At 64.3% G+C, this 14326-nt stretch carries 14 protein-coding genes; 7 read left to right on the top strand and 7 right to left on the bottom strand.

The annotated features are described in order from the left end of the window. The first annotated feature begins 56 nt into the window (after positions 1 to 56). Positions 57 to 1685, top strand: coding sequence for a GMC family oxidoreductase (locus TQ38_RS05825; RefSeq protein WP_043975584.1), 1629 nt, complete (start codon positions 57 to 59; stop codon positions 1683 to 1685). 28 nt (positions 1686 to 1713) lie between these two features. On the opposite strand, the gene TQ38_RS05820 is transcribed toward TQ38_RS05825, so the two are convergent. Together TQ38_RS05820 and TQ38_RS05815 are read right to left on the bottom strand one after the other, a co-directional pair. Next, the gene (locus TQ38_RS05820; protein WP_043975583.1) at positions 1714 to 2166 is read right to left on the bottom strand and encodes a GNAT family N-acetyltransferase; all 453 of its coding nucleotides are present in this window, start codon (positions 2164 to 2166) and stop codon (positions 1714 to 1716) included. 43 nt (positions 2167 to 2209) lie between these two features. Beyond that, positions 2210 to 2983 (bottom strand): LuxR C-terminal-related transcriptional regulator, encoded by a 774-nt coding sequence (locus TQ38_RS05815; protein ID WP_043975582.1) that lies wholly within the window; start codon positions 2981 to 2983, stop codon positions 2210 to 2212. 165 nt (positions 2984 to 3148) lie between these two features. On the opposite strand from TQ38_RS05815, the gene TQ38_RS05810 reads away from it, so the two are divergent. After that, positions 3149 to 4270 (top strand): acyl-CoA dehydrogenase family protein, encoded by a 1122-nt coding sequence (locus TQ38_RS05810; protein WP_043975581.1) that lies wholly within the window; start codon positions 3149 to 3151, stop codon positions 4268 to 4270. 130 nt (positions 4271 to 4400) lie between these two features. On the opposite strand, the gene TQ38_RS05805 is transcribed toward TQ38_RS05810, so the two are convergent. Together TQ38_RS05805 and TQ38_RS05800 are read right to left on the bottom strand one after the other, a co-directional pair. Then, entirely contained in the window at positions 4401 to 5177 is a 777-nt protein-coding gene (locus TQ38_RS05805; RefSeq protein WP_043975580.1) for a ThuA domain-containing protein, read from the bottom strand. 4 nt (positions 5178 to 5181) lie between these two features. Continuing rightward, positions 5182 to 6615, bottom strand: a complete 1434-nt coding sequence (locus tag TQ38_RS05800; RefSeq protein ID WP_043975579.1) for an SRPBCC family protein — start codon at positions 6613 to 6615, stop codon at positions 5182 to 5184. 144 nt (positions 6616 to 6759) lie between these two features. Between TQ38_RS05800 and TQ38_RS05795 the strand changes: the two genes are divergently transcribed. From TQ38_RS05795 to TQ38_RS05780, 4 genes are all read left to right on the top strand, one after another. Beyond that, on the top strand, positions 6760 to 7539 hold the full coding sequence (locus TQ38_RS05795) for an SDR family NAD(P)-dependent oxidoreductase (protein WP_043975578.1): 780 nt from the start codon (positions 6760 to 6762) through the stop codon (positions 7537 to 7539). Further along, positions 7536 to 8354 (top strand): glucose 1-dehydrogenase, encoded by an 819-nt coding sequence (locus TQ38_RS05790; protein WP_043975577.1) that lies wholly within the window; start codon positions 7536 to 7538, stop codon positions 8352 to 8354. The genes TQ38_RS05795 and TQ38_RS05790 overlap by 4 nt, the downstream gene beginning before the upstream one ends. A gap of 86 nt (positions 8355 to 8440) precedes the next feature. Continuing rightward, complete coding sequence (locus TQ38_RS05785) at positions 8441 to 9220, top strand: SDR family oxidoreductase (RefSeq protein WP_043975576.1); 780 nt, start codon at positions 8441 to 8443, stop codon at positions 9218 to 9220. Between the two features lie 59 nt (positions 9221 to 9279). Further along, a complete protein-coding gene (locus TQ38_RS05780) occupies positions 9280 to 9783 on the top strand; it encodes a VOC family protein (protein WP_043975575.1) in 504 nt (167 codons plus the stop codon). Positions 9784 to 10020: 237 nt separating this feature from the next. Here the strand turns inward: TQ38_RS05780 and TQ38_RS05775 are convergent, their stop codons facing one another. The 3 genes from TQ38_RS05775 to TQ38_RS05765 form a co-directional block, all read right to left on the bottom strand. Further along, the gene (locus TQ38_RS05775; RefSeq protein ID WP_043975574.1) at positions 10021 to 10392 is read right to left on the bottom strand and encodes an EthD domain-containing protein; all 372 of its coding nucleotides are present in this window, start codon (positions 10390 to 10392) and stop codon (positions 10021 to 10023) included. Beyond that, positions 10389 to 11180 (bottom strand): sugar phosphate isomerase/epimerase, encoded by a 792-nt coding sequence (locus tag TQ38_RS05770; RefSeq protein WP_043975573.1) that lies wholly within the window; start codon positions 11178 to 11180, stop codon positions 10389 to 10391. Before TQ38_RS05770 ends, TQ38_RS05775 begins: the two co-directional genes overlap by 4 nt. A gap of 103 nt (positions 11181 to 11283) precedes the next feature. After that, a complete protein-coding gene (locus TQ38_RS05765; RefSeq protein ID WP_043975572.1) occupies positions 11284 to 12468 on the bottom strand; it encodes an aromatic ring-hydroxylating dioxygenase subunit alpha in 1185 nt (394 codons plus the stop codon). Between the two features lie 143 nt (positions 12469 to 12611). On the opposite strand from TQ38_RS05765, the gene TQ38_RS05760 reads away from it, so the two are divergent. Next, the gene (locus TQ38_RS05760) at positions 12612 to 14243 is read left to right on the top strand and encodes an AMP-binding protein (RefSeq protein WP_043975571.1); all 1632 of its coding nucleotides are present in this window, start codon (positions 12612 to 12614) and stop codon (positions 14241 to 14243) included. The last annotated feature ends 83 nt before the right edge of the window (positions 14244 to 14326 follow it).

The raw sequence follows: 14326 nt of genomic DNA, 5'->3' as shown, positions 1-14326 counted from the left end.
CGCTAGGGTAGTCATTGCGCTAGTTCGTGCGACCCACATGGCGGGAGACGAACGACATGACCAAGCAATGGGACTACATTATCGTCGGCGCCGGTTCGGCCGGCTGCGTCATGGCCGAACGCCTGAGCGCGGACGGCAAATCCGAGGTGCTGATACTGGAAGCCGGCGGCGAGAACGACAGCTTCTGGGTAACCCTGCCCAAGGGCGTCGCCAAGCTGGTCAAGAAGCCTGAGCATATGTGGGCCTACCCCGTCTCCCAACCGCGTGATCCGGGCAGCAATTCGCCCGGCGGCGAAGTGTGGATACGCGGCAAGGGCCTTGGCGGTTCGTCCTCGATCAACGGCATGATCTGGAGCCGGGGCGAAAAAGCCGATTATGATGCATGGGAAACCGAGGCTGGCGCCACCGGCTGGAACGGCGACAGCATGACCGAAGCCTTCCTGGAACTGGAAGACCACGCTGCCGGGCCATCCTCCATGCGCGGCAGCGGCGGGCTGGTGCGTGTCGATCCCGCCTGTTTCAAATATCGCCTGGCCGAGCGCATGATCGAGGCCGGCGAGACGCTGGGCCTCGCCCGCGTTGACGACCTCAACGGCACCCCGGGACCGCGCGTGGGTTATTACAGCCACAATATCCGCAAGGGTAAGCGCGATTCGTCCGCCCGCACTTACCTTGCAGCGGCGCGGGGGCGGCCCAACGTCACGGTGATGACCGGCGTGATGGCGCAGCGAATCGTCTTCGAGGGCACCCGCGCCGTGGGTCTCGACGTGACCGTGAACGGCCGCCCCCAGCGGTTCGACTGTGCGGGAGAGATCGTGGTGAGCGCGGGCGCCATGGAAAGCCCCCTGCTGCTCCAGCGCTCCGGCATCGGCGACGCGGACCGGCTGGCGGCAGCGGGCATCCCCGTCGTCGCCCATTCGCCGGACGTGGGCGAGAAGATGATCGAACACCTCTCGATCTCGATGCCGTTCCGGCTGGACCACGGCAAAGGCACCAACAAGAGCTTCTTCGGCATCGGTGCGGCGCTGGCGATGCTGCGCTATCTTCTGCGCGGCGACGGCGTGCTGGCCACCGGCCCGTTCGAGATCGGCGCATTCTGCAACGTCGCCCACCCGGACGGCCGCACCGACGCGCAGTTCTACCTCGGCGGCTACACCTTCAAGGTCGGAGACGACAAGGACCCGGTCCCGCTCGACAAGATCGACCCCAAGCCCGGCGTCACCATCTACGGCCAGCTCCTGCGCCTCACCAGCGAGAGCAGCGTGCGCGCCGTCAGCCCATCAGGCGATGACCTGCCCGACATCCACCACAACTTCCTCACCACCGAGCACGACAAGGCCTCAGCCATCGCGCTGGTTCGCAAGATGCGTAGCTACGTGCGCGCCGCTCCGCTGGACCGCATGGTCGGCGAGGAACTGGTGCCGGGCGCGCAGGTGGAAAGCGACGAGGACGTGCTGGCGATGTTCCGCAACCTTTCGAGCTGCGGCCTCCACGCCATCCGCTCTTGCCGCATGGGCGCGGACGCGAACGCCGTGGTCGATGCGCGCCTGCGGGTGAACGGCGTGCAAGGCGTGCGCGTGGCGGACTGCTCGATCATGCCGGGCCACGTCACCGGCAACACCAATGCCCCCGCGATGGCCGTGGGACTGCGCGGCGCGAAGCTGATGCTGGAAGACAGGGGCTGATCCCTCCCCGCAAGGGGGGGACGCGGCGTCAAAGCGTCAGCACCATGAACTGGTTGTGCTCGCTCGCCTCGTAATCGGCGAAAGGTCCGCACGAAATGAACCCCGAGCGCCGGTAAAGCGCGATGGCCGGGGCGTGGAGATCGGCCGTGCCGGTCTCCAGATAAAGCGCCTCGTATCCGCGCGCCCTCGCTTCGGCAACGATATGCCCCAGCAGCGCATGGCCAACGCCCGTGCCCCGCGCCGAGGGTGCCGCGCGCATCGACTTCACTTCGCCCCGGCGCGCACCAAGCTGTTTGAGCGCACCGAATCCGGCCAGTTCACCTTCGCGCCATGCCGTCCAGAAGGTGACGCCGGGTGAAGACAACCCGCTCGCGTCGAGGGCAAATGCATGCTCACCCATGACGCTGCGCAGTTCGCGAAGGTGATGGGCGAGAAGCTCGGACACATGGGATGCCGCCGGATCGTCCAGCCTGATTTCCAACTCGGGATCCTTCGCGGGTTGTATGATGCGCTGAAGGCCCGCGTCAGGTCTGGAGCGAGATGTAGCCCAGTTGCGCCGCCTTGAAGACCGTCTGGCTGCGGTTCACCGCGTTCAGTTTGGTGGCCGCATTGTGGATGTGGAAACGCACCGTCGCGCGGCTGCGCGACATTATCATGCTGATTTCCAGGTCGGTCTTGCCGATCGCCGCCCAGCGCAAGCACTCAACCTCGCGCTTGGACAGGCGTGAGGCGGGCGGCAGCGCCTGGGTGGAACCCATTACCTGCACATACGTCGCGATGAACGTGCGGGCGTAAAGCCCCAGCACGTCCGAAAGCCGGTCGAATTCTTCTGACAAGTCGGTCTTGTCGCGATCGAGCGGGTTGAAGCTGACTGCGCCGATCTGGCCGAACGGCAGGTGTACCGGCACGGCGATCGCGGCGCGGGTCATGGCCCGCGTCTCGAAATTGGTGATGTCGATCGAGGTGAGATAGGCGTTCGGCTCACGGGTGCGGAAGCCTCCGGCATTAGCCCAGAACGGCTGACTTTCGAAGCGGCAGGCCGTGGTCAGCGGAGAATCCAGGGCGATGCGCGAATTGCGCCACCACACCCGCTCCTCGTCGCCCCAACCGAATACCTCGGTCGCCAATATCCGGCCCTCGGCATCGACGGGCGTGCGCTTGTCGGCGATATCGTGGGCCGGAGCCGCCCGCATGCCTTGCTCCATGGCAATCCTGTGCAGCGCCTCGGCGGCCGAGCGGATGCCCTCCGGCGATTTCACTCGCACGGCGTCGATGTGTTCCAGTGACAGCAGTTGCATGGGATCCTCTCTCCACCCTCTTAGCCCGGTGGCTTTGGCGGCACAATCGCTTGAAGCCCGGAAATATGCCGTTTTCATGACTAGTCTTTTGCGCAGCGGTAACGTCCGGCCTCTTGATGGTACACCCAAGCCCATAAGCGGGAGTGGCCCGATGTGGAGAGGAAAGTGAACTTCGATCTCAACGAAGACGAGGAAATGCTCAAGGCCCTGACCGAGCGCTTCGTCACCGACCATTATAACCACGACAGCCGCCGCGCGTTTCTGGCCGAGCCGGGCGGGTTTTCGGGCACCAATTGGCAATTACTGGGCGAACTCGGCCTGATCGCTGCGCCTTTCCCCGAGGAACTGGGCGGGCTTGGACTCGACGCCACGGGAATCGCCACCGTTTTCGAAGCACTTGGCCGCGGCCTCGTGGTCGAGCCGCTGGCCGAAGCCGTGGTGATGGCCGGGCGCCTGTTCGCCAGTACCGCGCCGGAAACCCTGCAGGGCGAATGGCTGGACGCGCTGATTTCCGGTGAAAAGCGCCTCGCCCTCGCCCATGCCGAAGCGCGTGCGCGCGACGGGCTGGTCTGGGTGGAAACCTCCGCCTCGCCTCAGGGCGACGGCTACCGCCTGTCTGGCGCCAAGCCCTATTGCGTAGTCGGCGGCGGCGCGGACGGTTACATCGTCTCCGCGCGTCTTTCGGGTAAGCCGGGCGATGCGCAAGGCGTGGCTCTGTTCCTTGTGCCCGCCGGCACGCCCGGCGCGTCCGCCCGCGACTGGACGATGGCCGACGGCAGCGTCGCCACCTCGCTGGAGCTTGAAGGCGTCATCGTGCCCGCAGGCAACAGGCTTGGCGACGACGGCCTTGCCGCCATCGCCGCCGCCAGCGACCTTGCCGCCCTTGCCCGCAGCGCAGAGGCGCTGGGGATCATGGAGCGGCTGCTGCACGAAACCATCGATTACCTGAAGACCCGCGACCAGTTCGGTTCGCCGCTCGGCGCGTTCCAGGCGATCCAGCACCGCATGGTCGCGCAATATGCCGTGATCGAGCAGAGCCGGGCATTGCTCAACCTCGCACTGGTATCCTGGCAAAGCGACGAATTTGCGAATGCCGTCCACGGTGCGCGGGCGTTCATCGCCGATGCCTCGGTGGAACTCGGGCATGAGATGATCCAGTTCCACGGCGGCATGGGCGTCACCGATGAACTGGCGATCGGCGGCGGGCACAAGCGCCTGCTGGTGCTCTCGCGTTGGCCCGAGGGGCCGCTGGCAGCGCTCGACCGCTACGCCGGGCTGCTCAACTGAATTTGAAGGACCACACCTGACAAAGGGGGCGCTCCGATTTCGGATCGCCCCCTTCTTTTTATGTGGTCGAAAGATTTGGGAGAATACATCGTCCCGGACCTGATCCGGGACGACGGATCTCAGTTTTCCCTCAGCTCTCGCGCTGCTTGAGCCAGCCGATACCCCGGCGCAGCAGATCGTAGAACACCGGCAGATCCCAGGCACAGCGGTCCACCGTAGGCCACCAGTCCAGCATCGGCTGGAGGTCGTAGTGCCCCCGGCAATGGCCCAGCGTATTATACAGCACGCCGCCTTTGCCATGGCCCTTCAGATACATAACCGGCTGCTTGCCGAGCGCGTCCTTGGCCTCGACGAAGCCGGTGCCTTCCTGGGTGCAGTCGGTCTCGAGGAGGACGTGAAGATCGCCGTGAGTCTCCATGTGATAGAGTTCATCGGTGGTCTCGAAGGGCTCGATGCCCGCCACCAGCGGATGGCTCGGATCGGCGACCGTCACCGTATAGGGCGCGATCGGCGGGTGCGAGATGAACTGCGAACCCAGCATATCCATGAACAGCGGCGCCCAGCGGGGGGCGTCCCACAGGCCCTTGTCCGGCCCTTCGGACAGCAGGCGCAGCACCGAATTAGTGCCGTGCAGCGCATACCAGCGCCCCCCCGCCGTCAGCCAATCGCGCAGCACTTCCTGCGCCGCCAGCGAGGGCGTGACGTCGCAGGTGTAGGTGATGAGGATATCCGCCTCGCGCAGAGCGTCGAGGTTCTCGTAATTCTCGAACACGCGGGTCCGCACGGAAGGATCTTCGCCCAGAAGCTTGAGCAGCTCCAGCCGGGCGAAGTCCATATCGTGCCACACGCCGCCGCACACGAGGACGCAATTGATGCGCGGGGGATGCGCTGCTTCAGCTTCGCTCATACTGTCAGGCTTCCTTCGATCCGCCGAGTTCGCCTTCGATGTATTTCATCATCGTGTCCTGGAACTGACGGATGCGGATTTCCTGATAGTTGCCAAGGTTCACCTTGCCCGTCTTCGAGGCGTGAAGCCCCTGCTGGACGTAAGGAAGGTTGTCCATGTCCTGTTCGAACACGTCGCCCAGGATGCCCAGTTCGGGCGCTTCGGTCCATTTCTGGTCGAGGCGCAGCATCTTGAGCGGGGCGCCGCGCGGGATCGGCTGGCCCTTGGGAATGCGCGCCAGGATGCGCACTTCCATGATGCAGGTATCGGGCGTTTTGCCGGGCAGCCAATTGTAGACGATGTTCGGCATGTAGCCGCCCCAGGGCGCAAAGTTCGGGAACACGTTATAGACCAGCCCGTCGAGCAGCTCGGCGTCGGTAGCGTGGCTGTGGTCGTAACCCGTGCTTTCGGCATAGGCATTGCGCATCGCCTCGCCCAGCGCGGCGCGGGCGGTCATGCCCTCGGGCACCGTGATCGCCATCGGATTGGCGTGGGCCTCACCCTCGTAGTTGTCACCAGAGCGGCCGTTGTACTTGATGAACTCGTCGACGATCCACTGCTCGCCCTGGCCCTCCTGGATGTGCGGGCTCATGATGCCGAAGGGGACCAGGTTGACGTTCACGTTGTCGCCCCAGGTCCAGTAGGCGGCGTTGGAATCGCCCGTGAACGGCAGCAGCTGCGGATGGGTGACGATGGTGTGCCAGGCCTCCATGAAGGCCTCCATCACGACCTTCCAGTTGGCCGGCACTTCCTTGGCGACGCGCATCACACTGGCGCATTCCTCGTGCCGCCAGCGCTTGAAGTGATCGGGCAGCGGCGCGAGAAATTCCTCGAGGCTGGGGCCGCCCTTCTCTTCGCGGATGAACACGTAGCCCGCCCAGCGGCCCACTTCGGCCTCCGGCAGATCGAGGTTCTGCTTTTCCAGATGTGGGAAGTCCCACTGGCAGGGCATCGAATCGAAGCTGCCGTCCTTCTTCCAGGCAAAGCCATGGAACGGGCACACGAACTTGTCCGCAAAACCTTCCTCCGTGCGCAGCTTGCGGCCACGGTGGAGGCAGACGTTGTGCATGGCGCGGATCGAGCCGTCGTCCTGACGAGTGACGAGGAAAGAGCGGCCGGCGTTCTCGTAGACGATGTAGTCGCCGGCTTCGGGCAGGTCTTCCTCTCGCGCGACGAACTGCCACACATGGGGCCACATCCGCTCGCGTTCCAGGCGCGCGAATTCCTCGCTGGTGTAACGTTCCGCCGGAATCGGTTCCGACCCGCGAAAGGTATAGCTCTCTTCCGTCAGAATCGAAGGCGGAGTGCGCGAATCGAGGGCCATAAGGTCGGCCCAGCTAATGCCTTCGCTGCGATCTTCGCCCAGTTTCTGGGCGATTTCGGGGTCGCGATCAGCCATTGCTATCAAATCTCCCAAGCACGGATTTCCTGTTTGGACATTGTCTGGACCTTCCGGGCGCGCAAGTCACCTTGCTCAAAATCATAGGTTGTCGCGGGATCAGGAAGCGCCATGTTGGGCGCCAATAGTCATTGGGAGAATGCCGTGAAGCGGCTTGAAGGCAAGGTGGCGCTCGTTACCGGAGGAACTTCCGGCATCGGCGCCGGCACCGTGGAGCGCCTGTGCTCCGAAGGTGCGACAGTTATTTTCACCGGCTCCAACCAGGCCGCAGCCGACACCCTGTGCGCCGCCACCGGTGCGCAGTTCGTCAAGCACAACGTCACCGATGCTCCCGCCTGGGACGCGCTGATGGCGGATATCCTGGCGCAGCACGGCCGTCTCGACATCGCTTTCGCCAATGCCGGCACGGAAAGCGGCGACGGCAGCATCGAGGATATCGGGATCGAAGGCTGGAATAACGTCATCGGCGTGAATCTGACCGGCGTGATGCTTACCGTGCAGCACGCGATGCGCGCCATGGCCAAGAACCCGGAAGGGCCAGTCGGCTCGATCATCGTCAACTCGTCGATGAATGCGAACCGGGCGATGGGGAATTTCTGCGCCTATTCGGTGTCGAAGTCTGCCGTGATCGCGCTGGTCAAGTCGGCGGCGGTCCATTCGGGCAACAAGAAGTACCAGATCCGCGTCAATGCCGTGCTTCCGGGTGTCGTCGAAACGGCGCTGATCGTGAATTTGATCGACAAGTCGGGCGATCCCGTCGCCACCCGCGCCGCTTATGAAGGTCTTTCGCCGATGGGCCGCATGGCCGCCGTCAGTGAAGTGGCCGGCATGGTCGCCTGGCTCGCCAGCGACGAGGCCCGGTTCTGCTCGGGCAGCGAATTCACCATGGACGGCGCGTCCACCGCAGGGATGAACGGCGTATGACGGACCTGGGTTCACAGCGCCTAAAGGGCCGCGTCGCTCTCGTTTCGGGCGGCCTGCGGGGCATCGGCCTCGCCTGCGTGGAGCGATTCCTGGCGGAGGGCGCCGAAGTGGTGCTTACCGACCTTCAGGCCGCCGACAGCGCAGCGGCCGCGTCCACCCTCGCCCGGCTCGGTCAGGCCGCCAGCTACGTGCAGGCCAACGTCGCCAGCGAGGAAGACTGGGCCAAAGTGCTTACCGCCGTGACCGAGCGCCACGGCAAGCTGCACATCCTCGTCAACAACGCCGGTATCGACCTGACCGGCCCCGTCGCCACCACTTCGCTGGAGGGCTGGCGCCGGATCATGAGCATCAACGTCGACGGCGTGTTCCTGGGCACGCGCACTTTCGTGCCGCTGATGGAAGCCAGCGGCGCCGAGGTGAAAGGCGGCGCCTCGATCATCAACGTCAGCTCGATCATGGGCCTTGTCGGCATGAGCGAAGTGTCCGGCTACAACGCCAGCAAGGGCGCGGTGCGACTGTTCACCAAGTCGATCGCGCTGGAATTCGCCGAAAAGAAGATGCCGATCCGCGCCAATTCGCTGCACCCCGGCTTCGTCATCACTCCGCTTCTGCAGGAAGGTTTCCAGCGCTGGGTCGATAGCGGCGCGGCCAAGCAGACGCAGGATCTGGTGGACCTGATGGCCAGCAAGACGCCGATCGGCCGCCTTGCCGATCCGTCTGAACTGGCGAGCGCGGTGTTCTTCCTCGCCGGCAGCGACAGTTCCTACATGACCGGCGCGGAGCTGGTCATCGACGGCGGCTGGACCGCGCAGTGATGTAACGCCCCCATCTCCGTCATTTCCGCAAAGGCGGGGATGACGGAGATGGGGTTGGGAAATAAAAGTCACCGGGAGACCCTGAAATGACCATCGCCCTTCCCGATACGGTCGCCGTCGTCACCGGCGCGGCCGGCGGTATCGGCCGCGAGATCGTCAAGGCCATGAAGGCCGCCGGCGCCACCGTGATCGCCACCGACCTCAAGGACGACGCCGAAATCGAAGGCGCCGACCATTACCTCAGGCACGACGTCACCAGCGAGGCCGACTGGCGCGCAGTGGAAACGCTGGTGCGCGAAAAGTACGGCCGGCTCGACGCTCTCGTGAATAACGCGGGCTTCTCGATCGTGACCAAGTTCGAGGACACCCCGCTCAGCGAGTTCCACAAGGTCAACGCGATCAACGTGGATTCGGCGATCATCGGCACGCAGGTCATGCTCGAATTGCTCAAGGAAGGCGGCAAGGCGCGCACTTCCGGTGCCTCCGTCATCAACTTCTCCAGCGTCGGCGGGCTTCGCGGCGCGGCGTTCAATGCGGCCTATTGCGTCAGCAAGGCGGCGATCAAGATGCTCAGCAAGTGTCTTGGCGCGGAATTCGCTGCGTTGAAATACAACATCCGCGTCAATTCGGTGCATCCCGGCGGGATCGACACGCCGATGCTCGGCTCGATCATGGACCGTTATATCGAACTGGGGGCATCGCCTTCGCGCGAAGCATCGCTGGCAGCGGTCAACGCATCCCACCCCATCGGCCGCCTGGGCAGGGCAGACGAGATGGCCGGCGGCGTGGTGTTCCTCGCCTCCAGCGCATCGAGCTTCATGACCTGCGACGAACTCGTGATGGATGGCGGCTTCAGCCAGGTATGACAGGCCAGCATGAGGCCGTCACCCGGCGGCCCCGGCACTTTATTTGAGGAGAGCGGACCATGACCCGCAAACTTCCCGGCATAATCGGCGTCCACCACATCGGCGTATCCGTGCCGGATCTGGGCAAGGCCCGCGAATTCTATCTCGACGTGCTGGGCGCGGTCGAGGAGGTGGAGCCGCTGAGCTGGGCCGACAATCCCTTCATCGATCAGGTCGTAGGCCTGGAAGGCAGCGCCGCCGAACAGTTCTTCTGCCGCCTTGGCAACGTGCAGATCGAGGTGTTCCAGTACAATGCCCCAAAACAGGCCCCGCAGGACCCGCGCCGGGGCGTGAACGAATACGGCTATACCCATATGGCGCTACAGGTGGAGGACATCACCGCAGTCCACGACCGCATCGTAGCAGCGGGCCTGCCGGTCCATACGCCGCCGATGCTGGAAGGCATCACCGTGGACGAACACGGGGGGAAGCACGGCTATGCGGGAACGTACTGCCGCGATTTCTTCGGCAATGTGTTCGAGATTCTGGAAATCCACGAAACGCCGGAGATCCTGCCGATCTGACATAGAGTTATCGGGCAAAAGGGCGCGGTCAGCACTCAACCAAGCTCCGGATGGCGACACGCCTCGGGAAGGTGCTTGTTCGGTGCCTGTTTTCATATTCTGGTTAAGCGCAACATCCGCGCCGACGCCATGCCCCAGAAAACAGGCAGGAAGGCCGGCATCACTCCGGCATTTCCGGCTGCATCCTTGTCACTATCCGCCAGGTGCGCCTTCGGCGGGATGACGACAGGACTTCACTCAGGCCTGCGCCAGCGGCACGGGCGGCATCTTAGACGCACTTTGCGTTACGCTGAACGTCCTGACCCGGCTGCGATCGAACAGTTTTTCCTCGTCCTCCACGATCATCGCCAGCGTTTCGGGATTGCGCAGCGCGGTGAAGCAGGCATCGCGGGTGGCATCGTCCGGGAAGTCGATCTCCATCACCACGTCGTAATCGAAAGGCTGGTCGACGCCGTCCATCGGCGTCAGGAAGCGCCGCACATAGCGCGTCGCATAGCCCGACAGCACGGCCTCGCCGATCTTGCTGTGGTTGCTTTCGTAATAGGCGCGAAAGTCCTGCGGGCTCATGCCCTCGCGCCGCTTGAGAAGGGTGATCACCGTAACGGTCATGCCAGCGTCTCCATCCAGCCGCGCGTCGCGTCGAGCACAGCCTTGGCGCGCAAGGCGGGGTGCGCGAATGCATCACGCAGGGCGGCCGAACGCAGTTCAATCGACAGCGGAATGCCCGCCGGCAGCGCCTGCAGCATTCCGGCCAGCGGCAGCACGCCCTGCCCGCACTGCTCGCGCAGGTCGATCGCATCGGTGATGACGGCGTCGAAATCGGCCGGATCAGGCCGCTCGGCGCGCGCGTCGCAGATCTGGGCATAGGGCAGCAGCATCGGATCGATTGCCGCGATCTGCTCGATGGTGGTGCCCGAACGGTCGACGTGGATCGGATCTACCAGCACGGCGCGCAAGGGATGCCCCACGCGGTCCAGCACGGCCAGCGCCTGGCTCAGGTTCTTCACCTCGGTAAAGATCCCGAACTCCAGTGCCACCCGCATTCCGGAACCTTCGGCATGGCGGCACAGCGCCGACAATTCGTCTACCGTCACGCCGACATCGGGGTGAGAGGACACGCAAAGCACGTTCGCCGCGCCCAGTTCTGCCCCCACGTCCAGCACCTTGCGGTGATCGTCCAGCTTCGTGTCGGGCCTGATCCACACCACCTCGACATCGAGCGCTGGGAGCGCGGTGCGCGCCAATGCTGCGCGGGTGTCGCGCGCATGCTGCGCGGTCCACTCCAGCGGATCGACCCACAGGCCAACCGCATCGAAGCCGGCAGCGGCGCCCGCCTCGACCACATCGACGGCGCCGAACTCGGGCAATACGCCCGATGCCAGGGACAATTTGTGCATTATGGCCTCTCCCGGGGCAGCTGGTAAGTCGTGCGCACGTCCGAGCATCGCACGGCGCGGCCCGCACCCGCCACAAGGGCAGGCGCGGGGTCGGCGGATATCTTCACATCTGCGGCTGGGGCGCTGAGGCGTCGTCCTCCAGATACCAGTTCAGCCACTCATGAAAGTACTGGTTGCCGCGCTCGTTCTTGCCGAACGTCAGTTCGTCATGCGCGCCGGATTCAAGACCGCGCTGGATCTCCAGGCCGATGACGTAGTCCTCCTCGTAAGTCACGTCGCGGAAGAAGTTCATCGCTGCCTCGACAGCTTCCTGGTCCGCTTCGTCCTTCACCGGATCGCGGCGCAGGTAGTTGAGGACGGTGCGGTTGCGGTCCGGCGTCGGTCCGGGGAACAGCTGCGCGACCTGGGTGATCTCCGGCGCGATGAAGATCGACACGTTGGGGAAGAAGATGCGCACGAAATCGTAGCCGTAATTCTCGCGGTTACCCCATTCCTCGCGGGGGACATCCTTGAGCTGCTCCGCAATGGTGTGCTGCGGGAAGCCGATGCGGATGTTCGGGCCGAAGCCTTCGTAATGCGTGCAGTTTGAAGGCGTGCGCGGAAAGATCGTCTCGGGATGCAGCGACTTGAAGTGATAGCCCTCGAGGTAGCCGTCAAATGCGATCTTCCAGTTCGCGCCCTCGATCGTGCGGTTGCCGAGATAGGTCCAGTTGGCGAAGTCGAGCGCCTCGAAATCTTCCAGGTAGCCCTGGAAATAAGAGTCGAGATCAATCGGCGCATTGGGCGTCAGGCATACGAAGATCATGCCGCCGCGCTCTTCGCAGGGCAGTTCGCGCAGGCCCATCTGGCTCTTGTCGACCTGGCCGAAGGTGCCCGGCTCGGAAATACCGATCAGCTTGCCATCCGAGCCATAAGTCCACGAATGGTACTTGCAGGTGAAGCGCGCGCAGTTGCCCTTGCCGTCCGGCGCCACCGGGGCACCGCGATGCGAGCATACGTTCAGGAAAGCGCGGACCTTGCCCTGCTTGTCACGGTTGATCAGAACCGGCGAGCCGACGGCGTCCATCGCCTTGTAATCGCCGGGATTCGGCAGTTCGGCGGTGAAGGCGAGCATCAGCGGCGTGCGCTTGAACACCAGCTCCATCTCGGCCTTGAACTGGTCCTTGTCGGTATAGCTGCTGGTCGGCACCCGAAGCGGGCTGTCCGTCTGATAGGTCTTCTTGTTCTCGACGTAGTCGAGCATGATCTCGGCCACATCGCCAATGCGCTTTACGCGTTCCACGGTCATCTCCCGATTGTTTATGGTGAGACCCTGCGCGAGCGAGGGCGTGGCGACAAGCTGCGCAAGGTGATAGGCGAGAGGAACTCATTTTGGCCCGATTGGCATTTTGGCCAGTTGGCCTGAGGACACATGCGGAGCACTCAAGCGCTATGAGTGAGAGGATAAGCCCTCCGTGGGCATGGCTAGAATCGCCGCCACAGCACCTTGCCGCCTATGCGGGCACGGGGCTTTGGGACGAGCGTACAATTGCGCAAGCTGCGACAGCACTGGCAGAGGCCGACCCGGGCTTCGTCGCGCTGATCGAAGGCGAGACGCGCGTGACGCGCGCCGAGGTCGTGGCGGAGGCCGAGGCGCTAAGCGCAGCGATGTATACGCGCGGACTGCGGCCCGGCGATGTCATCGCCTTTCAGGTGCCCAACTGGCGCGAAGCGATGGTCATCAACACGGCCGCAGCGATGTCGGGGCTCGTCATCAATCCGATCGTGCCGATCTACCGTGACCATGAAGTCTCGCTGATGCTGGCCGATTGCGGCGCGCGGGCGGTCTTCGTGCCATCCACTTTCCGCCGCTTCGATTATGCCGCCATGGCAAGGCGCCTTGCCGATGTGCTGCCCGATCTCGACCATGTATTCACCGTGCGCGGAGAAGGCGCGGACGATTATGCTGCACTGATCGAGGAAGGCCGCGCGCTGTCCTTTGCCCGGCCCAAGGTCGATCCGCTGGGCGTCAAGATGGTGCTCTATACCTCGGGCACCACCGGGCGGCCCAAGGGCGTGCTGCATAGCCACGTCTCCATCGCCCGTATCCTGCGCGAAAGCGGGGCCTACTGGGGCCTTACGCAAGGCGAAGCGACGCTGATGCCCTCGCCCGTCACCCATGTCTCGGGCTATGCCAACGGGCTGGAGGCGCCCTTCATCTGCGGCACCCGCACGGTGCTGATGGAAAGCTGGAATGCGGCCGAGGCGCTGGCGCTGATCGACCGTCACCAGGCGGTCGGCACCGTGGCGGCGACGCCGTTCCTCGTCGAACTCGCCGCAGCAGCGCGTGAAAGCGGCAACCGCCTGCCCAGCTTCCGCTTCTTCGCCTGCGGAGGTGCTGCGGTTCCGGCAGACCTTATCCCCGCCGCCAACGCCGCCTTCGACCACTGCCGCGCCTTTCGGGTCTTCGGCGCATCGGAAGTACCGCTCGTCACCTTCGGCTGGCCCAATGTCGAGCGGCTTGCCGCAACGACGGACGGCGCCATCGTCGACTACGACATCCGCGTCGTCGACCACGAGGACCGCGACTTGCCGGACGGGCAGGAAGGCGAAATCCTCGCACGCGGCCCCGGCATGATGCTGGGCTATGCCGACGAAGCACAAACCCGCGAGGCGATCACCACTGACGGCTATTTCCGCACCGGCGATCTTGGCGTGCGCACGTCCGAAGGCGCGATCACCATCACCGGGCGTAAAAAAGACCTCATCATCCGCGGCGGCGAGAACATCTCGGCCAAGGAGATCGAGGATGTGCTGCACGCTCATCCCGGCGTGCGCGAGGCCGCCGTGGTCGCCATGCCGCACGAACGGCTGGGCGAAGGCGTGTGCGCCTATATCATCGCTGCGGGCGAGGCACCGAGCCCCCAGGAACTCGCCGCGCATATCGCCGACAGCGGCCTTGCCCGGCAGAAAACCCCCGAGCGCTTTGAGTTTCGCGAGGATTTTCCACGCACGGCCTCAGGCAAAGTACGCAAGGACGTGCTCCGGGCCGATGTGAAGGCTCTGGTGGAAACGACGGTCTAACTTCCTTCCCGAGCCTGCCTCGGGAAGGTACAAAACGAAAGCGGCGACGGTGTCCATCGGAACACCGCCGCCGGCCCTTCCTC

Source organism: Novosphingobium sp. P6W (genome assembly GCF_000876675.2).
GTDB lineage: Bacteria > Pseudomonadota > Alphaproteobacteria > Sphingomonadales > Sphingomonadaceae > Novosphingobium.
Note: the sequence above shows the minus strand (reverse complement) of the source record. Positions and strands in the feature narration are given on the sequence as shown.